A 24148-nucleotide genomic window follows, 5' to 3' on the forward strand; every position below is an offset into this window, starting at 1 on the left:
GCGAATGGAGTGTGTTTTGTAATACTCTAACGGAACCCTGTTTTTTATAATTTAAATGCTATTACAGCTTACTTAAAATCTCCCTGCTATATTTCTTCTAAAGGAGATTTTATAGGGAAATAAGGTAGATGTAGGATTGGTAGAAAAGGGAAAGGTTTTTAGAAACAGAATATATATTCATATTGATAATTTGAGTCACAAAAAATATAATCTGAATTATTTACTTAACAAACTCGATACATCTTTTGCGGATGATATAATTTTATTAATCATATAGTTTTCATGATTATGGTCTATTTTTGACAATTCATATAGATAATTAACCATAATGCCAAATGATTGATTTATACCCTTCTCTGAAGTATCTGCTAGCCAATTTAATCTTTTTATAGCCGCACCATTACTTAAATGAAAGTGTGCTACAGGATCAAAAGCACTATTACTCTTTTCATTTTTAACCTTTAAAAGGTAGTATGCACATAACTTAAGTATAATTTGTTTTATATCATCTGGGCAATTTTGAATTTGAGGTAAATTAATGTATTCTAATACCTCAGATATAGGCTTATCTATTTTTAACTTTTGAGCTAACTGCTCAGGTTTATGTACATTACTGAGCCACTTAGTAAAACTTGGTATCGGTGATAGTGTAGCATACATTTCAATGTTTTTAAATTCTTGTGATAATCTTTCTACCACTCTTTTAATCAAAAAATTTCCAAGATTTATTCCAGATAGTCCAGCTTGTGTATTAGAAATAGAGTAAAACATTGCAGTGCTCATACTTTTAGGATCAGTTGCAGGTATCGACTCATCCAGTAAAGACTGAATATTATTTGCAATCTCATCAGTTAAAGCAATCTCAACAAATATTAACGGTTCATTTGGTATTTTATAATGAAAGAATGCAAAACAAAGACCTAACCTATTTTTTAAATCATCCCAAGAAGTAATTTTATGTACCGCTTCATATTTTATTAATTTCTCAAGTAGTGAGGCAGGAGAATCCCAGGTTATTTGGCAAAAATCAAGTAATTCTACATCAAACCAAGAAGATAGTATGTTTTTTAAATCTTTTTCAAGTGTAGAAAGCATCTTATGTTCATTTTTAAATTTAAGTGTATCAGACCTCATATCAACAATGAATTTCAATCCATTTTCTAAAGAAATAAATTGCTTTAATATCTTCAGACGTGGAGATTCAAGTGCAGTTATAAGTTCTTGCTTTAATTTATAACTAGGTTTGGGATCTGAATTTGCTTGGTATGCAGTTATTTTATCGTTAATTTCTTCCTTATTTGCGCTAAACTCTTCTACTAATATCTTTAAGAACCTTACTTTGCCTGTCTCTGATAAATTTAAATATAAGTTGCCAAGTGAAACTGTATTCCTTCTTGCAGTTATTTCCCCACCTTTAGGATTTAAGCATTCTTTCATTTTCATTTTTAACGCTTCAATATCCTTATTACCTGTTAAATCTTCGTTGATACTTCCTACCCATGAGCGTACTGTTTCGGTGGCTTCTCCTAGAACTCTTAGAATACTTGCTATAGCATTGCGCTTGATTTTTGTAAAATGCTGATCAGTCATAACCTTCAAAACCTATACATCGTAGTTATGTTACCATTTTAACTTTAAGCAAGCAACATTGACATTATATTATGTTGAAAGATTAATTTGCTATCCACATTAGTTTGTTTAAACATTATTTCCAACTCCAACAACCCTTGTAGTATTGTCTTAACCCTTAAATGATCTATATTTTGCACATGTTTTTTAAAGACTGGTAGCTGCTTAAAAAACAAAGGTGGATCAAGCATCTTAATTGCTTCTTGCTCATTTATGCCACTTTTTATGGCGTTAAGTACAGTGCTAAGGCGCATAAAATATCTTGATATAATTCTTAAAAGAGCAATAGATGAAAAATTACCATAAGCCATAAATATGTTAGAATACTTTATAAAATCATTGATATTTTTTTCAACTATTGCAGAGCACAGATCGTCTATAGCCACATCGTAAGTTTTAGAACCTAAACATTTCTCAACATCACTTAGCTCAATATGTTTTTTATCGCCTAAGTATGTTGTTAATTTTTCAAGTTCTAAATAAAAAGAGAAGCTATTGCTTAAATAGCGTTGTAGCTGAGCTATTGCTTCGTCTGTATAGCTTATGTTATTTTGCTTCAGATAAGCTAAAATTATATCATGTGAGTTATTATCATTGTTTTTATAGCAACCAATTACAGCAAGATTTTTGGCATTTTCAAAATAACTGCGTTGAGCTAACGTTGCCTTTGCTATCATTAGAACATAGTTATTTCCAATATGATTATTCAATATTTTCTTTAGCTCTTCAGATATTTTATCAGTAACATTTATAAGTAAGACAAGCTTTTTCTTGTTAAATATTGTTATATTTACAAGTTCTGTAAATAATAGCCCTGGAGATTTATTAACGTCACAAAACTCCATTTTATAGATAGTAAACTCCTCACTTTTATTGAATGTATCTATAATGTTTCTACTATAAAAATCTATTTGTCCTGGGTCATTACCATGGATTAAAACTCCTTGAGCTAAACCTGGATTTTTTAAAAACTCCTTAATTTTAAAAGGTGTTATTTTCATGTAGTAAAATATAAGACAATTTTAGTTTTCTTATGCATTTAAAAATTGTCAACTTGTTGTTAACATTAACTTCTCATATCAAAGAACACTCCAAACTTAGTAATCTTTTTATTTGGATCTTGTACTATAGAATAAATGCAGAATTCATTAAGGTTATAGCTTGGATTATTGTTTGGAACCTCACATAGTGTATCTAACTCTGAAGAGATATCACGTTCTGCCTTTGGGGATGTTACTCTAATTGTAGGTCTTGCAAAAGATTCATTAAAATTACAGTTTTGACTATTATCTAGAAGCTCACGTAATGTACCTAATCTTGTAGGAACACTACTACTTCTGCGTTCGCTATTAAAAGACCGAGTCCTACGTGGAGGGCCGCAATCTAATTCTGTATCATTTAAATCTAATGTGTTGTTATCCCAACTTAAATCGTTTGTACTACTTCTATCTGGCTCGTTAGGGCTTGATGTTGTGTTAGATACAGCAGAATTGAATGAACCTTTTCCTGAATGAGAATTATTATTGCACAAACTCCCCGTAAGATTATGTCCATTCTGCGGATTGTCCAACCATACAGCAACTTTCTCTTTAGCATTGGGAGTACCGCAGATAGTAAAATCTCTGCTATTTATGTTCATCTTCTCGTAATATTGATCATCTATAAAACTACCTGTATTACTTGCAGTTACATTATTATTTTGATCGCTGTGTTCAAAACTTGTTTGACTGTTATCAACACTTATACCACAGGCTATTGTCATTTGCTGCTGATGAGTACATCTTTTTTCTTTACTGAATTGTGCATAGAGTTTATTAGAATTTAACTCTCTAAAATATATTTTATTTTCTTCTTCTACTTTTCTATTTTTCTCTTCTATCTTTGCAACATTATTTTCATCTAGATCTATTGATTGTAAATCTTGAAGTATTTCATTTATTGCAACATCAATTTTACTTGATTCACTCATATATGTTAATGAATCACTTTCTGAATCAAGTAGTTGGTTTTGCTCTATATCTGTATCTTTCATCAATAAGTTTTCATTGTTTTCTTGATTAACTTTGCAAGTATCTAAATTTACTAAATCATTATTTGAATTAAATATAGAGGTTTTTCCTTCAGAACTTGTTTCACAATACCCACTATCACAGAAAGTTTGATTATTAGAATACAGCCAACGTCCTTTGTTTAAAGCATCTTTTAATGGAATATCACCTATTAATACGCAGCACCCATCAAAATTTATTTCTCTATTTTTATACCTTGACTCATCTTGTTCATTTACATGTACAGTTCCATTATCCTTTATATAGATATTTATATTCTCCTTTTTTACAATTTGAGAGCTATTTTTATCAAATGACACGACACTCCAACTTATTCTCATAGCTATACAACCACGATAAACCACGTAATTTCTCATGCCAGTGTTACAATTTTTTTGAGCGTATCCTTTGTTACCATTAATATTAAAATGACTATTAAATAAACAATTATCACGACAAAAATCACTTTCCAAAAGTTTACCCATTTTCAACCTAGCATTGCTGATACTAGTAAAAATAACATTCTCTTTTTTATGTGCTATTATAGTGTATTTGCCACTATTTATTGGCTCAACGAAATCACTAACCTCTTTAGAGACATCTTGTTGGACTTGAATATTAAGTTCATCAGTAAAACGAGCATTTTGATTAATCAAAAAGTTGATATACTCAATAAAATTAATGAGATTATTTATCAAACCATACATGCCATTGAACCAAAGAATAAAAACTTCTTCTAGTAATGTACGGCCATTCATTGTAAGCTGATTAATGTTGCCATCTTTACTAAACACTGACACAGATAGTTTGTTTATTCCCACTACTGCAGCTTCTAATTGTGTTTGTACCATGTATTGATTGCATCTTATAAATGTATTACCTTTAGGCTCTTCTAGGTTTAAATATTTCTGTCCATTAAATACTTCTTTATTATTAAAGACCATATTTTGTATCCCTCCATAATAAAATTATGTTCATTTAAAGTAGAAAAAACGACAGATCAATATTAGCATAAATATTTATCTAGACCAGCCCTATGTGACAAAATTTAATTTTTAATACACTTTAAATTAACGTGTAAGTATTTATGTGATAAGTATTAAAAAAAGGTTTTTTTAGAAATGTGTATAAGTTATCTAATGCGATTTTTTGTATCCTTAACTTACAACTTGATATCAAAGGGTTTTAAAATAGGTAGTTTAATTTTTTTCTTAAATTCGTGAAAGGCTATTATATTGTTTATGCGTCTATCTAAAAAAGATAAAGTATCAACAAAACCTTGTGAATAATCGTCAATAAAGTAAAGTACTGTACTAAAATATACTGATGATAAAGTCAATCTCTTTGTATAATAATTGAAATCAGTTGAAGTGTCACAGATTCCACGCCAAGTATTATCTACTCTGTTGTAAAGCAGCTTTGTAGCAAACCATGGATTTTGCAAAGAGAATGATATAATATTCTTTATAAATTCCCTATAATTTTGTAGTTCTGCATAATTTTCTAGATATATTTTTATCGCAAGTTTAATCTTTTCACGTACCTTTAGAGCATTTAGATCAATACTGCTTAGTTTTTTTATCATCATTTTATTAAAATTATCTGATATATGCTCCAGTGCACTGTATATTCCGTTTTGAAACTTACAGAAACTTGCAGTCAGTTGCAAATCATTGCACACTTTCAGCAGAGTATTATCACTCACTCCTTCAAAAGGTATAGCCTTTATTAAATTATCTACTATTTGTTCTATATCATTCATTTCAACTCTGTATTGAATAATCTTCATTTAAGAATTAATTCACCATAAAAAACATAAGCAACCTCACCACTCATAAACACTTCATAATCTTCATTTAATTCTACAAATAGATCTCCCCCTGGTAATCTAATTATTACCTCTTTATTAACATCGATATATCCACGACGCACTGCTGCAACTAAAGCTGCGCATGCTGCACTCCCACATGAATCAGTAATGCCAACACCTCTTTCCCAAACCTTCATATTAATTTGTTTTTTTGTTATTTGGGCAATGCTAATATTTGCACCATTTGGAAATAAACTGTGTTTTTCAAGTTTAGATGCTAATTCCTCAAACGGTATACTTGATATATCATCAGCAAAGAACACAGCGTGCGGATTGCCCATGCTAACTCCCACTGGTTTTATAAGAGGGCCAAGTTCTATAGGTAAATTCAAAGTATCACATGGAGTGGAAAGTGGAATTTTATTCCAATCCAGCGAAGGCTTACCCATATTAACCCTTACTTGACCGTTATTTAAGCGCTCTCCACTTATGATTCTATGGCCTACAAGTTCAATAGTTGCATAGTTACTATCTTTTTCTGATATTATAAGCTTTACTACACACCGAGCAGCGTTGCCGCACATTTCTGCACTACTGCCATCAGCATTAAAAACTTTCATCATGCAATCAGCTTTAGTTGAGTGATTTATGATTATTGCTTGATCACAACCAATTCCTATCTTACGGTTAGCTATCTTTTTATAGTCTAAATTGGGATAATTATTATAACGAGCATCAATTATGACAAAATCATTGCCAGTACCATGCATTTTGATAAATGGTATTTTAGTTTCCATATTTTCTAAGATTCATGCCATTTATCATAAAAAAATATTTCTTTTATCGGCCTTCTTTTCCTCTCTGATGGCTCCCCACCTTCTTTTGCGTAACCAATTGCCATAACAGACATAACATCAAAATCTTCCGATATATCAAACTTTGCAGTTACCCTATCTCTATCAAATCCGGCCATCTGATGAGCCATAAGCCCCATACTAGTTGCTCCAAGCATCATCCCATAAGTTGCAGAACCAGTATCATAGCTACCCCAATTATTACTTCCTCTACTTAAGTCGCGAAAATTCTTAGCACTACAGCAAATTATAAGCAAAGCACAATCCTTTACCCACTTTTGATTTTGCTGGGTCAAACAATCAAACAACTCATTCCATGAGTTCAGGTTTTTTTGTTTATTGCAAATTACATATCTCCAAGGTTCATCCCCATAGCATGATGGGGCCCACCGTGCTGCCTCAATTAGCATATCAATTTGCTCTTGAGTAACAACTTTTGCTCCATCATAAGAACGTCCGCTGTACCTTTTAGTTATTAAATCTAGTAAATCCACTATAAAAATAAAAATTATAACATTACTTTAGTATAGTTGTATTAATTTAAATTAAATCTATCAGATACTTAATGAAGTTTAACATATTGACAAATTCTCTTTTTCTTATCTTGATTTGCTTGCTTCTGTATCACTAATACTTATATGTTCTGGAACTGTTAAAGATTTCAATTCTATTATATTTTTTGGTATTCTAGTAGGTACATATCCCCCAATATTTATCTCTGCTCCAATTTTATTGCATGGAAAGTTTGTTTAGTTCTGATATGATATCATTGTAATTCTACTTATTTCACATACTTTCTTACTTTGGTTAATGCTTCTTGCATAACATGGTAGGCTATCTATAGATAATGTTTATTTAGCGTTTAATAAATGAACCATAAATTCCAATTGTAGTTGATTCATCTAAAACTTGCCTTATATCGGTCATTAACCTATCCATTGACCTATTGATTCTTTTTTCGCTACATTCTTTTTCATTATTAACACTAATATTAATATCCTTACAGACTAAAGCAAGATTTTGTAAGTCTTTAGCACTTAAATATTGAGCTATGTTTCCAGCTGCATCATGAAAATTATTGTTGTGACATTGTTTTTCTGGAAGTGCATCATCTATATTTTTGGTTAAAAATGGCATTATTTTATAGAAACATTGTTTTATCCATAGAAGTATTTTTCTTATTGTACTTAACTTAGGGCTAAGCTTAATATTTTTATATCCTATATTCATTAAGCTACTTACAGCTTCAGTTTTACATTCCTTTATTTTGTATGCTTGTTTAGTCTTTGATGCTATATGTTTCTCAAAATCGTACAAGTATTTAGGTATAAAAGATAATTGTTCGTTAGAACTGCAACGTTCTTTAATTTCCTGTAGATCCTTAATTAATGCTTCTTTATTATTTATTAAAGGTAAAATGGCTTCTTTTATATTTCCATCTTTATGTGCTTTTATCAGTCTACCAAAGTGAGGCATCCCTTTTATTTGCTTAAATTCTGCTAAACAGCTAGTAAGTTTAGGTTTTCTATTTATTTCCCATCTATCTTCTGCACTTATATCAGCGCCATAAAGCAGAAGTAGGAAGAGGATTTTTACATATCCATATTCAGCAGCCAGGTGTAGAGATGTGTTACCATTTTTACTTTTAGTATTAACATCTGCTCCATTTTTAAGAAGAAGCTGAGCTACTTCTATATGTCCTCCTTTAGCAGCCCAGTGTAGAGGTGTCCGACCATAATTATCTTGAGTATGAACACCTGCTCCTTTTTCAATAAGAAGCTGAGCTACTTCTATATGTCCTTCTTCAGCAGCATAGTGTAGAGGTATTTCACCATAATAATCTTGAGCATGAACATCTGCCCCTTTTTCAATAAGAAGCTTAACTACTTCTTCATGTCCTTTTTCAGCAGCCCAGTATAGAGGTGTCTGACCACAATAATCTTGAGCATGAACATCTGCTTTGTGTTGAAGAAGAAGCGTAATTACATTCGTGTGTCCCTTTTCAGCAGCACAGTGTAGAGGTGTCTGACCACATTTATTTTGAGCATGAACATCTGCTTTGTGTTGAAGAAGAAGCGTAATTACATTCGTGTGTCCCTTTGCAGCAGCATAGTGTAGAGGTATATCACTATCACCATACGTATCTGTAGCATTAACATTTTCTCCTTGATTCAAAAGAGACTGAACTTTTTCTATCTCTCCATTTCGACTAGCTTGTAGTAATTCTGCACCACCATCTAAACCTAACATAACTATCCCCTAACTGTTTTTACAATATAATTAAAATATTAGTATATATTTTTACTTTAGTCAATACTTTGGCAACATAGACATCAGTTATTCATACTTTATTTACAGTAAAGATTTTTTACGTATTAAACCTAAAGTGTATTATATCTCCATCTTGGACAATGTATTCTTTGCCTTCAAATCTCGATTTTCCAGCATCTTTACATCCTGCTTCGCCACCATATTGCAGATAATCTTCAAAACTGATCGTCTCTGCTTTTATAAATCCCCTTTCAAAGTCACTATGAATCACTCCTGCTGCTTTTTCTGCCATTATACCATTTTGTATTGGCCATGCTCGAGCTTCCTTTGGCCCAATAGTAAAAAATGTTATCATATTCAGCATGTTATACATAATTTTCACTATGGAATCTAAACCTGATTCTTTTAAACCAAATTCAGACAAAAAGCCTGCTTTTTCTTCTTCACTTTCAAGACTAGCGATTTCTGCTTCTAGCTTTGCTGAAACGCAGCAGTAACTACTGCCAGTTTCATTTGCCATCTTTTTTACACTCCTAGACAGTTCATTTCCACTAATGATATTAGTATCTTCAACATTGCAAACATACATAATGGGCTTAGTTGTCAAAAGCTGAAGCAGCTTTATTTCTCCTTCGTTTAGATATCCTAAATTTCTTGCTGGTTTACCATTTTTGAGCACTTCAAGTATTTCCAGCATTAAATCTAAAGTCTTTTTAGATTCTTTATTGCCAGATTTTATTCCTTTTTGTAACTGTGGGAGCCTGCGTTCTATGTTGTCAATATCCGCTAAAATTAACTCCATTTCTATGGTTTCAGCATCAGATATAGGATCTATGTCATTATGAACATGAGGAACGTCACTATCTTCAAAGCAGCGCAGCAGGTGAATAATTGCATCAACTTCTCTAATATGACTTAAAAACTTATTGCCCAGGCCCTCACCCTTACTTGCACCTTTAACCAGGCCTGCAATATCTACAACTTCAAGTTGATTATATATAACTTTTTGAGATCCGGCAATTTTTGCAAGCTCTATTAAGCGTTTATCTTTTATTGCCACACGTCCCACATTTGGCTCTATAGTACAAAATGGATAATTTGCAGCTTCAGCCAGTACAGTTTGAGTAAGGGCGTTAAATAGAGTTGATTTTCCTATATTTGGCAGGCCAACTATACCACAATTAACGCTCATAATAACATTACAAAATTAGTAGTATATCAGCCTTTTAAAGGTAGTGAAGACCTTTTTATCTCTTCGCCTGTTTCTTCATCTTTTATGACAATCTCCTTGCCATCGAAGATATCCTTAATATCATCACCAGTTAAAGTTTCAAATTTTAATAGATTAGAAGCAATTAGTTCCAACTTATCTTTATGTTCCGTAAGAATATTTTTAGCTTTATCATAGCACATAGAGATAATGTTTTTTACTTCTTGATCTATAAGCTCTGCAGTACTATCAGAAATCACCTCACTGCTGCTTTCTCTGGTGATATTTTCTCTACTGTGATCCAGTGGTCCAACCTTATCACTCATGCCCCATTTTATCACCATAGCACGCGATATAGCAGTTGCTTGCTTGATATCTGATGAAGCACCACTGGTAACTTTATCTGGGCCAAAAATAAGCTCTTCCGCAACTCTTCCCCCCATGGCAACAGTTATGTCAGCGATCATCTTTTCTCTCGTATGAGATACTCTATCTGTTTCTGGAAGACGCATAACGAGCCCTAAACTTCTTCCTCTTGGAATAATAGTTGCTTTATGTATCGGATCAGAGGCTGGACTATAAAAAGCTACAACTGCATGGCCTGCCTCATGGTAAGCAGTCAACTGTTTTTCTTCATCTGTCATTATCAAAGAACGTCTTTCTGCTCCCATCATCACTTTATCGCGTGCATATTCAAAATCTGCCATAGTTACCACTTTTTGATCTCTTCTGGCAGCTATAAGAGATGCTTCATTTACTAAATTTGCCAGATCAGCCCCACAAAATCCAGGAGTGCCCCTTGCAACTATTCTGATATTAACATTTGGTGCCAAAGGTATATGTTTGGCATGTACATTTAGTATTTTCTCACGTCCGTTAATATCTGGTGCAGATATAGTAACTTGTCTATCAAAACGTCCAGGCCTAAGCAGTGCTGGATCTAAAACATCTGGACGGTTAGTAGCAGCAATAATTATCACTCCATCGTTAGATTCAAAACCATCCATCTCAACAAGTAGTTGGTTTAAAGTTTGTTCTCTTTCATCATTCCCGCCACCAAGCCCAATGCCACGATGCCGACCTACTGCGTCTATTTCATCAATAAAAATTATGCAAGGCGCACTTTTTTTTCCTTGGTCGAACATATCACGAACACGACTAGCCCCAACTCCAACAAACATTTCAACAAAATCAGAACCAGAAATACTAAAAAACGGTACTTTTGCTTCACCTGCAATTGCTCGTGCAAGCAAAGTCTTACCAGTTCCTGGGGGGCCAACCAGCAAACACCCCTTTGGTATCTTACCACCAAGTGATTGGAACTTTTGTCTATGTTTTAAGAAGTCAACAATTTCTATTAACTCCTCTTTTGCTTCATCTATACCAGCAACATCATCAAATGTAACTCTTTTTTTATTGTCTGTCATCAGCCGAGCTCTGGACTTACCAAAGCTAATAGTCCTATTGCCACCAGCTTGCATCTGCTTTAAAAAAACAAACCATACTATGATAAGTAAAAACATAGGAAACCATGATATTAGCACGCTGCCAATCAAACCTAAAAAGGATTCACCAGTTGAGAAACTGAAGTTTACTTGTTTATCATGGAGCATTTTTATCAAGTCATTATAGATTATGCCACTTGAGATAAAGCTTGAACCATCTTTTAACTTTCCCTCAATACTGTTTTGTTTAATTGCGACACTTTCAATTTCATTGCCATCAAGCTTATTGAGAAAACTAGAGAAAGGTAAATTGATGTTACTTTTACTTAGAATTCCCCCATTTAATTGAAAATATACAACCGCAACAATAGTGATGATAACTAGCCAAATCAGTAAACCTTCAAAAATTTTTCTCATGTAAAGATCTCCTCATCCATATTGTTTATATAACACATTATATTTTCTTTAACTAGATGACTACTAATTGAAAAACCTACATTGTCATGATTTATATGTGGGTAGGCAAGTATTTTTTCACCTTTTACAAGAATAGGTAAAGAACGTATTATCTTGTGATGATATTTTTTTAAATGTTCTGGTAATTGAGGATGTGTTTTTAGAGTTGTTATGGTTACAATCTGATTGCATGAAATATTTCTTATTTTACATAAAAATCTGTTATCCCATTTATATTCAATAGTTTTATTTCGCTTCAGTTCTATTTCTCTATCCACAATTTTTGCAACTTCTCTTATAATTATTATATTATCTTCGTTTTTCGTTATTGTGCAGCCATGTAGTGTATGACTTTTTTCATAATGCCCTTGCCATATTTGACTAAATACATTGCCAAAACCGCTATAACGTGGTTTGTAGTACTTGCCCCCTATTGCCATTAAAGAATAAACAAGCACTCTTGTAGCTATTTCTTCTGGTAATTGGTAAAGTTTAGCTAATTTTATTTCAATGTAACCTAAAGCAGATACAGTCACGCATTGATCAAATGCAATTTTTGTATAATGCATTAGCGCAGTAAGTGCTCTTCTCATATGCATACTAGTTAAGCAAATTCGCTTAATTAATACCTCTGGATTTTCACTAGTTTTAAGGAAATTGCGGTATATAGTGCGCTTATACTTGTTATCCTGATTGCTTGGGTCTTCCATCCATTTTATATTGTGGCTTAATGCATACTCTGTTAAAACTTTGCGACTAAACATAAGTAGTGGCCTAAGTATGTAAATACCATTAAAAAAGCTCTTTTTGCTCATTGTGGATAAACCATCTATACCACTACCACGCTCCAGTCTAATGAAAAAAGTTTCGGCTTGATCATCAAGGTTATGAGCAGTCAGAAGGTGTTTTATTTGATTTTGTTTGCACCACTGCGTTAATAGTTCGTACCTTGCTTTTCTTGCACGTGATTGTACATTGCTTTTGACTGTTTCCTTTGTTTCCCAGTTCAATATATGACATGAAATACCCAATTGCTCTGCATGCCTTGAAACAAACAGAGCTTCTTCCTTTGCTTCTGGACGTAAATTGTGATTTACAGTCAGTACTACCGGTGTTTCTTTTTGCTTTTCTGCTGCCCACTGCGCTACAAGATGGAGTAGAACCGTGCTATCTATTCCCCCCGAGACAGCAATAGCAAATTTTTGCTTTAATTTGAAGCTATCAATTACATTGGCAAATCTTAATTTCATGTTTTGAGTAATTTTTATAGCATAATTAGCATATTAGCTATATAACCTTGGAAGTGATTTATTATAATACATAGAAGGTTATTTATGGATAAAAAAAGACTAAGTCGTACTATTGTACTGAAAATTTTAGAAAGAGTAAAAAGAGACTTATCTATGGTTTGTATAGCAAGTGATCAGCATGAAATCCAGTACCTAAAAAGCAAAGTATATAACTATATTGATAAATTAGGAACTGATCATATTAATAATGAAGATAGTTGTGGAAAAACTATTTTAGATCTAATTATAGAAGTTGATAGTAAAGGTCAGAGTAGATTGAATAATCCCATACTAATAGAATTGGAAAAGTATGCTAAAAATCATGGTGCAATAAGGGAAGAGTTCTCACCATTTGAAATAGAAAGATATATTTTTCGTTCATGTAAAAGAGCAAGAATAGAAGATATGTCACCACCTGAAAGAGAGGAATACATATCTAATTTAAGCAAAAGAGTAATAGATAATGTAAATACTTATTCACTTGAAAGAATAGAAAATAGAGATTTTTTTACTTTCTGCATTGCATCTCTTGCTATAGCTACAGCTTTAGCTATACATTCAAATAACCACAACAGAGATAGGCTGGAACATATCCCTAATACAATTCTAGAACAAGCTAACACAAGTATGTTGTCAGCAACCACAAAAGAGCACTAGCAAACTCTGACCTTAGTAATTTTATTTTCTTATTTTATATATTAAATTTAATCTTTAATATTGATGGCTAAAACAAAAACAGAGTATAGTAAAGATGCTACCTTTACTATACTGAAAATCAGTGAACTACTAAAAAATAAGAAAATCTTTAATTCATTAAGAACAGCTGATAAATTGACTATAATCTATATTTATAAGGTTGATATCTTCATTATCTTTTTCAACACCTATAATATTAAACATATCTGGGTTAGATAACGAATTGCGAAGCTGTTCGAATTGATCTTTGCCTACATGTGAAAATATCAACCCTATAGTATCTGCAACACCTGGTTCTTCCTTGTAATATTTTAAATTAACATCATCAAACTTAGCTTGTACTTTTATATTGTTATCATTTGTACGATCATCATATTCTGTGATTTCTAATGTTTGATTTTTGTATCCTATAATGACATGTTGATCAGCAATACCTATATTATTACAGCCTATTGGTACAATTGGTACCATGTTGTATGTATCAACAGCAACATCAATAAATTCTATATTAGACATTTAATCCCCCGTTTTATTAATATTATCTATGATAACAGGAAGAAGTAAAAAAAGATCAAACGACATTTCTAAATTTTCTTAGGTTCTCTGCTTTGCAGAGTATGACAAGAATCTAAATACAAGCTATATTACGTTATTATAACTTATTGAGAAGTAAAGATGTTAACTCGTTTTGCACCTAGCCCAACTGGTTATTTGCATGTTGGTAATATACGCACAGCTTTGGTTTGTTACCTTTATGCATACAGCTGTGGTGGCAAATTACTACTACGCTTTGATGATACTGATATTGAGCGCTCAAATGCTACGTACATAGATAACATCATAGAAGATTTAAAATGGCTTGGTATCGAAATAGATTCAAGCTTTAAACAATCTGAGAGATTTGATCGTTATAATGAAGTATTTTCTTCTCTAATGAAAGAAGGACATATTTACGCCTGCTATGAAAGCAAAGAGGAATTAGACATCAAACGCAAAATGCAACTAAAGCAAGGATTGCCGCCAATCTATGGTAGAAGCTCTTTAACACTATTGTCTCAGCAGCAAGAGCAATATGAAAGGAAGCCTTATTTTCGCTTTAAGTTAGACGAAAATGCAATTATCTCTTGGAATGATGAGATACGAGGTGAAGTAAAATTTTTAGTAAAAAACATAAGTGATCCAATCATAAAAAGAACTGATGGCAGCTATACATATATGCTTCCTTCTGCAATTGATGATATTGATTATAATATCACTCATATTATTCGTGGAGAAGATCATATCACTAACACTGCTGTGCAGATACATATTATGAACGTACTTAAAGCTAAGGTGCCAAAATTTGCTCATCTTTCTCTACTGCATATAGGTGAAGACAAGATATCTAAACGCAAAGGTGGTTTAAATATAAAATATTTAAAGGAGGATGGCCTTGAGTCTATGGCAATTAATAGCTATCTGGCAAAAATTGGTACGTCAGATGTAATTAAAGCGCAAACTAATATGAAATCTTTAGTAGAATCATTCTCTATTCAAAAGTTTAGCGCTGCATCGGTAAAATTTGATCTATCTGACGTATATAGGCTAAATGCAAAAATGCTTTCCAGTATGCCCTTTGAATTAGTTAAAGAGCGCCTAAATTCAATACAATCTTCAGACTTTTGGTATTCAATTAGGGGTAATATAGAGAAATTTTCTGATATTGAAAAGTGGTGGAAAATATGCCGGGCAAATATTGAAACTGTTATTACAGATAAGGAATTGATAAATCTGGCACTTAGCTTGCTTCCAAAAGAAAAATGGGACGAAAACACTTGGACTAGGTGGGTAGACTCAATTATGCCACAAGTTAAAATAAAGCGCAATGATCTGTTTATGCAACTACGTTTAGCTCTTACCGGATTTGATAGAGGTCCAAATTTAGCTAAGCTTTTACTTTTAATTGGCAGAGAACGTGTTATACTTAGGCTTAAAAATAATTAATCCATTTACTATACAATTATAAAAGGTTAGCCAATTGAAAAGCCTCTGTAAGTGTCTTAAAAAAAAGACAGTATATCCATTCTTATTAGCAATATTTGTTGCTATTTTATTTCGTAGTTTATTATTTGAACCATTTCATATACCATCTGGCTCAATGAAGAGTACTTTACTTGTTGGTGACTACATTTTTGTCAATAAATATGCTTATGGTTATAGTAGGTATTCTTTTCCTTTTGCTCCTAAAATATTTAAAGGTCGGGTTTTTTATCGCAAACCGCAGGCAGGTGATGTCGTTGTCTTTCGCCCAGTAGGCAAAGAAAACATTAATTACATAAAAAGGATTATAGGCCTTCCAGAAGATAAGGTACAATTAATTAATGGTGACTTATACATTAATAATAAGAAAATGAGGCATGAAAGAACTACCAATTTTGTTGATATAGATCGAAATGACAATAAAGCTGTAGTTTCTCGTTATGAAGAAATTATCTATAACGGCAGAAAGTATGAAGTACTGAAATTAGATAAGCATTTTAATGATAATGTAAATAATACACAGGTGTATACTGTACCTCAAAATCATTTTTTTGTTTTGGGAGACAACAGAGATAATTCACAAGATAGTAGATATATAGGGTTCATTCCTATGGAAAATTTAGTTGGTCGTGCTGAGATTGTTGCTTTGTCTTTTAAAAGTTGGTTACCTCCAAAATTAAGATTAGATAGGATATTGCATAAGATATAAATTTTTTAATTATACATTGTAAGAATACATATTGTAATTTGTGGTATATATGAAGTTAAAAAAAGTTCAATACTGGTTTTTTATAGAACTTATCAGAGGTTTATACATTACTTTAAAGTATATGTTTAAGCCTAAGGTGACTATAAGATACCCTATGGAAAAAGGTCCCTTAAGTGCAAGGTTTCGTGGGGAGCATGCCTTGCGTCTATATCCAAACGGTGAGGAACGTTGTATAGCATGCAAATTGTGTGAGGTAATATGTCCAGCACAAGCAATTGTTATCGAAGCAGAGGAACGTCAAGACGGAAGTAGGCGTGCTACACGCTACGATATTGATATGACAAAATGTATATATTGTGGTCTTTGTCAAGAGGCTTGCCCTGTTGATGCAATCGTTGAAGGCCCAAATTTTGAATTTGCAACTGAGACAAGAGAGGAGCTAATGTACAACAAAGAAAAATTGCTATCTAACGGTAAAATTTGGGAAGAAGCTATAGTAGCTAGGTTAGAAAAGAATCAACCGTATTACTGATTTGTTTATAAATTAAAACATATTGATAAATTATTATAGCAGTAATCAGCGCACCTTACCAAAAATTAAGGATGCATTAGTACCACCAAAACCAAACGAATTTGATAGAACAAAATCAATTTTATGTTCTTGTGCTTTAAAAGGTACAAAGTTTAAGTCACAACCTTCAGATGGATTGAATAAATTTAAAGTTGGTGGTATTATGCCATCTTCTAGTGCAAGAATAGAAAATATTGCTTCAACACTACCTGCTGCCCCAAGCAAATGTCCTATAGATGATTTTGTTGAAGAAATTGGCACTTTATAAGCATGATCCTCAAATAAACTTTTGATAGCATTAACTTCTGCCAAATCTCCAAGTGGCGTTGAGGTACCATGAGCATTTATATACCCTATCTTATTCGGTTCAATATTTGCACTTCTTAAAGCAAGTTGCATAGCTCTTTTTCCACCAGCACCATCTTCCCTTGGAGCAGTGATATGATGTGCATCCCCTGAAAGACCATAACCTAAAAATTCTGCATATATTTTAGCATTACGCCTTTTTGCATATTCATATTCTTCAAGTATTACTACACCTGCTCCTTCACCCATAACAAAGCCATCACGCTCTTTGTCCCACGGCCTTGAAGCTTTGTCAGGTTCGTCATTAAATTTAGTTGATAGCGCCTTAGCTGCTGCAAACCCTGCAATTCCTAGCCTGCATAAAGTAGCTTCTGCACTGCCAGCAATTACAATATCTACTTCCCCTAATTTTATCATCCGTGCAGCACTTACAATTGCATGAGCCCCTGTTGCACATGCTGTAACTGCTGAATCATTTGGACCTTCAATACCATATTTAATTGAGATATGACCAGAAATTAAATTGATCAAACTTGCAGGAACAAAAAAAGGGCTGACTCTTCTTGGACCTTTCTCACTTAAGCATACAACTGTTTCTTCTATACGTGGCAAGCCACCAATTCCAGAACCTACAACAACTCCAATACGTCCAGGATCAACACTTTCTATAAGCTGAGAGTTGCAAACAAGGCCGGCATCTTCAACTGCTTGTTGTGCTGCAACAAGACCATAATGAATAAAAGCATCCATTTTTCTGATATCTTTTTCATTTATATAATCTGTAAGCTCAAGGCCATATTGACCGCTTTCAGATTTTAAAGGAACTTGCCCACCAATTTTACAACTAAGATCCTCTATGCAGAATCTATCGATAAGTTTGATTCCAGATTCCCCGTTAATTAACCTCTTCCATGTATTTTGAATATTTGCTGCCAAGGGAGTTACCAGACCAAGGCCAGTAATTACTACTCGCTTGTTCATAAGTGTTAATTGCTTTTTAGTTTGTTTTCTATATACTTTACTATATCACCTAAATTTTGCATTTTTTGTGCATCATCGTCTGATATGCTAATGCTGAATGCATCTTCAACAGCCATAATAACCTCAACTGTATCTAAACTATCTGCTCCGAGGTCATTAAATGTTGAAGAGGTACTAAGTTGGCTTATATCTTTTTTAAATTGGTTTGATATAATCTCCTTTACCCTACTTTCTATACTTTCATTTGATTCTGAAGAATCTTCAGTTTTTACACTTTCATTCATTGCATCTAGCTCAGCCATATATCCTCTCAACTTATCAAATGGGTATTTTTAATATATGGTATAGAAATATTTATACATTTGCAATATTTTTAAATTTAATCTTTATGTCATGTCAGCTTGACAGTTACTATTTTAATCCTTAATAATAACATTTAGCTGTAAGAAAGACATGAGAAAATTTTTCATTGCTACTGTAATTCTATTAGTTACCCTGACTTCAATATATTTTCAAAATCAAAGACTAAACAGCAGTGATGAAGTAGTCAATGTGTACTCTACACGGAAAGAAGAATTAATGCACTCATTGTTTGATGAGTTTACCAAAGAAACAGGTATAAAAATTAATTATATTAACGATGATTATGCTCAATTGCTTATAAGGATAGAAAATGAGAACAATGGTGATTTATTTTTAACTGCTGATGTAACAAATTTAATTTCAGCAAAAAGAAGGGGACTACTATCTAAAATAGAGTCTAAGATACTTGTAGATGCGATTCCAGAGAGTTTTAGAGATGGCGATAATTATTGGTTTGGTTTAACAAAAAGAACAAGAATTTTAGTTTATAATAAGGAACTTGTTGATGCTGGAAATCTTAGTAATTACGAAGATCTAGCGAATCCAAAATGGAAAGGAAAAATACTTACGCGTTCCTCTAGCAGTCCATATAATCAATCACTTATTGCATTTATGATTGCAACTGACGGCTTAGAGTATACAAAAGAGTGGATCAAAGGATTAGTTTATAATTTTGCAAGAAAGCCAAGTGGTGGCGATATAGATCAAATCTATGCAGCAGCAGCAGGTGAAGGAGCAATTGCTATTGTTAACAGCTATTACTTTGCTAGAGTACTTGCCTCTGATAAAGCATATGATAAAAAAGCATCTGAGAGATTAAAAGTTTTCTTTCCCAATCAGAACAGCAACGGAGCTATGATTAATATAAGTGGTGGTGCGGTGATAAAAAATGCAAAAAATAAGGATAATGCTATTAGGCTATTAGAATTTTTAGTAAGCAAAAAGGCGCAATATTTATATACAGAAATGAATCACGAATATCCTATAAGGGATGATGTTGAGGTTTCACAAATACTAAAAGCTTGGGATCATTATAAACAGAGTGATCTACCTCTTCAAGAGCTTGATAAATACTTAAATGAATCTATAATGATAGCAGATCAATGTGGGTGGAAGTAAAATAACCGTGATTTTCAGATATAAATGAAGCAGATAATGGTTAGCTGTTGCTTTTAATTTTTAATAATTTGCTCTTCCTCAATGCTTTTAGAAAGTTTCATATCTTCTAATTTTTGATTTGGCTTTATACAGTAGTGCATCACTAGTCCTACTATTAATCCCGCAAAAATTGATGTCGCTGTAAAAACCAGAGCAACCATTTGTGCAATAAAGTTAGAAGAAGAAAAATGTAGCATTGTAGCTACTGCTAAAAATACTAGCGTCGTACTGCTTCCACAAATAAATGGCTTTCTGTTTAGGGAATTTTTGATTTCATTGGTAGTTTTTCTACTATCTGTTTGCCCTTGTTGTCGAATTAAAGTGTTAACTTGTACAGCATCATGGTCTTCATCAGTGTTGTAATCTAGATTAACTGTGCTATATAATTCTGGATCTACTTTAATTTTTTTTCTTCGATTAGCAATATAATTATTAATCACTATATTGCCATGTTGATAATTAGTTAAAACATCTAGTACTTTAAGCGTATTGTCATCCATATCAGAATGAAACTGATTTTCAATACAGCTATCCCCTACTATAATTACTTCTATTTTATTTTGTTGAGCAGATAGAAACTCTAAAATAAAATCTTTTGTTGTATCTCTTGTGACACGAATGATTCTCTGAGGTGTTAAATTTTTAACAATTAAAAAAATATCACTTTGCAGTGATATTAAGCTATCTTCATCATCAAGGTTAATAATATCATCATGAGAAAATATAGCACATAATTTACTATCATCTAAATAATAATCTTCTTTTTGGAAAGGAAAACTTTTTATGACATTAAGTAAATCACTTAAGTTGTTTGAGTTATTATAAGATTTACTACCAATGTATAACGTCATTTAAGCACCCCCCATGATTACTTAAAATTAAGTAGAACTATTTTAATGCTTCAGGTCAACAATTATAGTACATTATAGAAATTTTTTAATATGGATTTTAAGAAAAATTTAGTTAAATACTTTTTTCTTCACTATCTTCTTTTTCTTCTTTATCTTTTAATTTGTTTTCATTAGATTTTGATTGATCTTGCTTATTTATCTTCTTATTTCTATTTGTGTTTGGTTCTTTGCCTAGGATTTCTGATATAGCTGTCTTTAGTACTTTTATCTCAACCTTAGGAGCTATTTCAACTGAAAAAGTTGAATTTGCTGTATCAATCTTGCTCACCACCCCCATAATGCCACCAGAAGTAACAATTTTGTCTCCACGTTTAATTGCATCAAGCAGCTTATTATGTTCTTTTAGTTTTTTTTGTTGCGGCCTAATTATAAGGAAATAAAACACAATAAATATTAAAATTAGGGGAACAAAACCAGCAATCATACTTGAAGAACTCGCATTCTCTGCAGCAAAAGCTTTAGAGTAAAACATAAATAAACTAACCCTATAAAAAATTTAGCTTATTGTAAGAAAAAGTGGTGTCAAGTAATTTATCGCGAATAAAACTTGTTGTATTAAGCATTAGCTTATTGTATCCTTAAGCTATTATTGATTTATTCAAGACATGCTTGAAGTAGTATTTACAGCTTATAATATTGGTTCTTTTTTAAAAGCAGCTGTGGTTGTTATTGGGTTATTTGAAGGGTTTAGTGATATAGGTAGCTTGAAAGAGCATGAGGAACAAGTCCTCTCTTACATTAAAAATTTTGGTAATTTTACTGGAAAATTTGGAGAATTTTTACCAATAACGCTGCAAAACAAAGACAACAATGATCAATTAATATTGGTTATAGGTTTTGGTAAAAAGGATGAGTGGGATGAAAATAAAGCATTAAGCAGTGGAGGTATAATATACTCTAAGCTTAAAGAATTACAACTGAAACAGGCTGCTATTCTTATTGATGGCAATGAACCAAATTTGAGTACAAATATTGCGTATGGGGCATCTTTACGCAGCTTTAAATTTGATAAATATATTACTAAAGTGAAGGAAGAAACAATAGATCCAGAAAAAATCACACTTTTAGTCAGTGAAAATCATCTAAAAGATGTACAAAACTTGTACAACGATTTAATTGAAGAGGGTCAAGGTATTTTTTTGGCGCGTTCTCTTGTTAGTGAGCCACCAAACACATTGTATCCTGAATCATATGCCCAGGAGATTAAAAAAGAGCTTTCTAAGCTTGACTTAGACGTTGAAATTTTAAACGAAAGTGACATGCGCAAGAAAGGGATGGGTGCGCTGCTTGGAGTTGGTCAGGGTAGTGAAAAAGAGTCAAGGTTGGTAGTAATAAAATGGGATGGAGGACCTAAGAATCAAAAGCCTATTGCCCTTGTTGGTAAGGGTATAACGTTTGATACTGGTGGGATTTCTCTAAAACCTGCACGTGGAATGTGGGAAATGAAATATGATATGGCAGGTTCCGCAGCGGTGGTGGGTATTATGCGTACTTTAGCAGGACGTAAAGCCAAGGTCAACGCTATAGGAGTAGTTGCCCTTGCAGAAAATGCAATAGGTGGTAATGCCCAAAGACCGAGTGATATAGTAACCTCAATGTCTGGACAAACAATTGAAGTGCTAAATACCGATGCTGAAGGCAGATTGGTACTTGCAGATGCTCTTTGGTATACGCAAAAGATGTTTGCACCACAGGTTATGATTAATCTAGCAACTTTAACTGGTGCCATAGTAGTTGCCTTGGGAAATAATCAGTATGCAGGGCTGTTTTCAAATAATGAAGAGTTAGCAAATAACTTACTCAATGCTGGCAATGAATCAGGCGAAAAGCTATGGCAATTTCCTCTGAGTGAAGAGTATAATAAAATGATTGATTCTCCAGTTGCTGATATGCAAAACATTGTCACAGTTGGTTCTGGTGCAGATAGTATTACAGCTGCTCAGTTTTTACAGCGTTTTGTATATAATACTGCTTGGGCTCACTTGGATATTGCAGGTACAGCTTGGAATAAGGAAGGTACATATATATGTCCAAAAGGGGCAACTGGTTTTGGTGTTAGATTATTAAATAGGCTTGTTGCAAAATATTACGAAAATTAAATGCCCGTAAAAAAAATTAAGTTAGGGGTACTAATCTCTGGAAGAGGTTCTAATATGCAAGCTCTGGTAAATGCTTGCTTAGATGATAATTTTCCAGCTCAAGTTGAATGCGTTATTTCAAATAACCCTGATGCACAAGGAATGTTGTCCGCTAGAAAGCATAATATTTTAACCTTTGAAGTAGAAAATAATCCTTTAGATATATATAGAATTAACACAATATTACATAGTTATGATGTTAACTTAGTCTGCCTTGCAGGTTTTATGAGATTACTTAGTGCTGATTTCTTAAGGAAGTGGAAAAGTAAAGTAATTAACATTCATCCTTCTTTACTTCCCGCATTTAAAGGTTTAAATGCACAAAGGCAAGCATTAGATGCAGGTGTTAAAATTACTGGATGCACTGTACATTATGTTGTTCCTGAAGTAGATGCTGGACCTATAATTTTTCAAGCAGCAGTTCCAGTGTTACAAAACGATAATGTAGCAATTCTATCTGAACGTATCTTAAAAGTGGAGCATATATGTTACCCGCATTCTGTAAAACTGATTGCAGAAAATAAGATCATATTGAAAAATAATATCGCAACATCAAGTGAGGTGCTAAGTTTGATTTGAAAAGTATTGTTTAATAAATTCAGCTCCGAGCTTTATTCCTTTATTATCAATAGTATGCCCTATCCCATCTAAACGATGACTTTCTATTTCTATATTATTGCTAGTTAAAGCTTCTACTGCTGCTTCAAAAGCAGTAAAAGGAACAACCACATCATCTCTGCTATGAATTATGCATATATTAGGCTTTGACTTTAATTCTCTAGGCAGTTTTGATGGTGCTACTAGTCTTCCTGAATATGCAACAACTGAAGAGCAAGGATTAGAGCGACGAAGAGATGTATGAAGAGCAAGCATCGCTCCTTGTGAAAAACCAACTAAAGATAATTGCTTTTCACTAAAACCAAAACTCTTAAGCTTCATATCAATAAAATCATTTAAGATATCAGCTGCTTTTTTTATGCCAGTAAGTATAGCGACCTCACTTCTATCCTCTAAGCTGAACCATTGATAGCCACCAACTTCACGCTCAAATGGAGCATTTGGTGCAACAAAAAAAGAGTTTGGCAAAAATTTACTCATTGCTTTGCCAATTTCAATAAAATTGTTACCGCTTGCACCCCACCCATGTAGTAAAATTACTAAATTTTCCGCTGACTTATCTAAGCAGAATTCAGGACCACTTATTTCAACCATAGCCTATAAAAATACTTAACTCTTAAAGGTTACTTATTATTTAGATTTATTCAATAAATATTAAAATTGTGA

At 32.8% G+C, this 24148-nt stretch carries 23 protein-coding genes and 1 pseudogene; 8 read left to right on the top strand and 16 right to left on the bottom strand.

Going from position 1 to position 24148, the window contains the following annotated elements; translation table 11 throughout:
• Window positions 1-216 precede the first annotated feature (216 nt).
• The 6 genes from AACL19_RS00890 to AACL19_RS00915 all read right to left on the bottom strand — a co-directional run bounded on the left by AACL19_RS00890 (window position 217) and on the right by AACL19_RS00915 (window position 6835).
• Window positions 217-1590: a malonyl-CoA decarboxylase gene (locus AACL19_RS00890; protein ID WP_339045913.1), complete on the bottom strand. Its 1374-nt coding sequence runs from the start codon at window positions 1588-1590 to the stop codon at window positions 217-219.
• Between the two features lie 44 nt (window positions 1591-1634).
• Window positions 1635-2630, bottom strand: a complete 996-nt coding sequence (gene holA / locus AACL19_RS00895; protein ID WP_339045915.1) for a DNA polymerase III subunit delta — start codon at window positions 2628-2630, stop codon at window positions 1635-1637.
• Window positions 2631-2695: 65 nt separating this feature from the next.
• Window positions 2696-4621 (bottom strand): hypothetical protein, encoded by a 1926-nt coding sequence (locus AACL19_RS00900; RefSeq protein WP_339045917.1) that lies wholly within the window; start codon window positions 4619-4621, stop codon window positions 2696-2698.
• Between the two features lie 218 nt (window positions 4622-4839).
• Window positions 4840-5466, bottom strand: a complete 627-nt coding sequence (locus AACL19_RS00905) for a COQ9 family protein (protein WP_339045919.1) — start codon at window positions 5464-5466, stop codon at window positions 4840-4842.
• Window positions 5463-6284 carry a diaminopimelate epimerase gene (dapF, locus tag AACL19_RS00910; RefSeq protein ID WP_339045921.1) on the bottom strand — a complete coding sequence of 274 codons (822 nt, stop codon included), beginning with the start codon at window positions 6282-6284 and terminating at the stop codon, window positions 5463-5465. The genes AACL19_RS00905 and dapF overlap by 4 nt, the downstream gene beginning before the upstream one ends.
• A 5-nt stretch (window positions 6285-6289) precedes the next feature.
• A complete protein-coding gene (locus AACL19_RS00915) occupies window positions 6290-6835 on the bottom strand; it encodes a nitroreductase family protein (protein ID WP_339045923.1) in 546 nt (181 codons plus the stop codon).
• 115 nt (window positions 6836-6950) lie between these two features.
• On the opposite strand from AACL19_RS00915, the pseudogene AACL19_RS00920 reads away from it, so the two are divergent.
• A pseudogene (locus AACL19_RS00920) lies at window positions 6951-7094 on the top strand (protein translocase subunit SecF); the annotation flags it as partial.
• Window positions 7095-7196: 102 nt separating this feature from the next.
• On the opposite strand, the gene AACL19_RS00925 reads toward AACL19_RS00920, so the two are convergent.
• The 4 genes from AACL19_RS00925 to tilS all read right to left on the bottom strand — a co-directional run bounded on the left by AACL19_RS00925 (window position 7197) and on the right by tilS (window position 12973).
• Window positions 7197-8591, bottom strand: a complete 1395-nt coding sequence (locus AACL19_RS00925) for an ankyrin repeat domain-containing protein (RefSeq protein ID WP_339045925.1) — start codon at window positions 8589-8591, stop codon at window positions 7197-7199.
• Window positions 8592-8709: 118 nt separating this feature from the next.
• Window positions 8710-9804 (bottom strand): redox-regulated ATPase YchF, encoded by a 1095-nt coding sequence (gene ychF / locus AACL19_RS00930; protein WP_339045927.1) that lies wholly within the window; start codon window positions 9802-9804, stop codon window positions 8710-8712.
• Between the two features lie 26 nt (window positions 9805-9830).
• A complete protein-coding gene (gene ftsH, locus AACL19_RS00935) occupies window positions 9831-11684 on the bottom strand; it encodes an ATP-dependent zinc metalloprotease FtsH (protein WP_339045929.1) in 1854 nt (617 codons plus the stop codon).
• Window positions 11681-12973 carry a tRNA lysidine(34) synthetase TilS gene (gene tilS, locus AACL19_RS00940; protein WP_339045931.1) on the bottom strand — a complete coding sequence of 431 codons (1293 nt, stop codon included), beginning with the start codon at window positions 12971-12973 and terminating at the stop codon, window positions 11681-11683. Before tilS ends, ftsH begins: the two co-directional genes overlap by 4 nt.
• 84 nt (window positions 12974-13057) lie before the next feature.
• Between tilS and AACL19_RS00945 the strand changes: the two genes are divergently transcribed.
• Window positions 13058-13669, top strand: coding sequence for a hypothetical protein (locus AACL19_RS00945; protein WP_339045933.1), 612 nt, complete (start codon window positions 13058-13060; stop codon window positions 13667-13669).
• Between the two features lie 156 nt (window positions 13670-13825).
• Here AACL19_RS00945 and AACL19_RS00950 read toward each other — a convergent pair whose 3' ends face one another.
• Window positions 13826-14224, bottom strand: coding sequence for a hypothetical protein (locus AACL19_RS00950; protein ID WP_339045935.1), 399 nt, complete (start codon window positions 14222-14224; stop codon window positions 13826-13828).
• Window positions 14225-14383: 159 nt separating this feature from the next.
• Here AACL19_RS00950 and gltX point away from each other — a divergent pair, with 159 nt between their 5' ends.
• Genes gltX through nuoI form a run of 3 tightly spaced genes read left to right on the top strand, consistent with a single transcriptional unit; the run spans window position 14384 to window position 16968 of the window.
• A complete protein-coding gene (gene gltX / locus AACL19_RS00955) occupies window positions 14384-15691 on the top strand; it encodes a glutamate--tRNA ligase (RefSeq protein WP_339045937.1) in 1308 nt (435 codons plus the stop codon).
• 34 nt (window positions 15692-15725) lie between these two features.
• Complete coding sequence (gene lepB, locus AACL19_RS00960) at window positions 15726-16436, top strand: signal peptidase I (RefSeq protein WP_339045939.1); 711 nt, start codon at window positions 15726-15728, stop codon at window positions 16434-16436.
• 49 nt (window positions 16437-16485) lie between these two features.
• Window positions 16486-16968 (top strand): NADH-quinone oxidoreductase subunit NuoI, encoded by a 483-nt coding sequence (nuoI, locus tag AACL19_RS00965; RefSeq protein WP_339045941.1) that lies wholly within the window; start codon window positions 16486-16488, stop codon window positions 16966-16968.
• 45 nt (window positions 16969-17013) lie between these two features.
• On the opposite strand, the gene fabF is transcribed toward nuoI, so the two are convergent.
• On the bottom strand, window positions 17014-18294 hold the full coding sequence (gene fabF / locus AACL19_RS00970; RefSeq protein ID WP_339045943.1) for a beta-ketoacyl-ACP synthase II: 1281 nt from the start codon (window positions 18292-18294) through the stop codon (window positions 17014-17016).
• Between the two features lie 5 nt (window positions 18295-18299).
• A complete protein-coding gene (acpP, locus tag AACL19_RS00975; RefSeq protein ID WP_339045945.1) occupies window positions 18300-18596 on the bottom strand; it encodes an acyl carrier protein in 297 nt (98 codons plus the stop codon).
• A 151-nt stretch (window positions 18597-18747) separates the two neighbouring features.
• Here acpP and AACL19_RS00980 point away from each other — a divergent pair, with 151 nt between their 5' ends.
• Window positions 18748-19776, top strand: coding sequence for an extracellular solute-binding protein (locus AACL19_RS00980; RefSeq protein ID WP_339045947.1), 1029 nt, complete (start codon window positions 18748-18750; stop codon window positions 19774-19776).
• A gap of 53 nt (window positions 19777-19829) precedes the next feature.
• Here AACL19_RS00980 and AACL19_RS00985 read toward each other — a convergent pair whose 3' ends face one another.
• Window positions 19830-20666 (bottom strand): hypothetical protein, encoded by an 837-nt coding sequence (locus AACL19_RS00985; protein ID WP_339045949.1) that lies wholly within the window; start codon window positions 20664-20666, stop codon window positions 19830-19832.
• A 112-nt stretch (window positions 20667-20778) separates the two neighbouring features.
• Window positions 20779-21198 (bottom strand): preprotein translocase subunit YajC, encoded by a 420-nt coding sequence (yajC, locus tag AACL19_RS00990; RefSeq protein ID WP_339045951.1) that lies wholly within the window; start codon window positions 21196-21198, stop codon window positions 20779-20781.
• 133 nt (window positions 21199-21331) lie between these two features.
• Between yajC and AACL19_RS00995 the strand changes: the two genes are divergently transcribed.
• Together AACL19_RS00995 and purN are read left to right on the top strand one after the other, a co-directional pair.
• On the top strand, window positions 21332-22825 hold the full coding sequence (locus AACL19_RS00995; protein ID WP_339045952.1) for a leucyl aminopeptidase: 1494 nt from the start codon (window positions 21332-21334) through the stop codon (window positions 22823-22825).
• On the top strand, window positions 22826-23443 hold the full coding sequence (gene purN, locus AACL19_RS01000; protein ID WP_339045954.1) for a phosphoribosylglycinamide formyltransferase: 618 nt from the start codon (window positions 22826-22828) through the stop codon (window positions 23441-23443).
• On the opposite strand, the gene AACL19_RS01005 is transcribed toward purN, so the two are convergent.
• Window positions 23429-24076 (bottom strand): alpha/beta hydrolase, encoded by a 648-nt coding sequence (locus AACL19_RS01005; RefSeq protein ID WP_339045956.1) that lies wholly within the window; start codon window positions 24074-24076, stop codon window positions 23429-23431. The genes purN and AACL19_RS01005 overlap by 15 nt on opposite strands.
• Window positions 24077-24148: the final 72 nt, after the last annotated feature.

This window comes from Candidatus Mesenet endosymbiont of Agriotes lineatus (assembly GCF_964019585.1).
Classification (GTDB): Bacteria; Pseudomonadota; Alphaproteobacteria; order Rickettsiales; family Anaplasmataceae; genus Mesenet.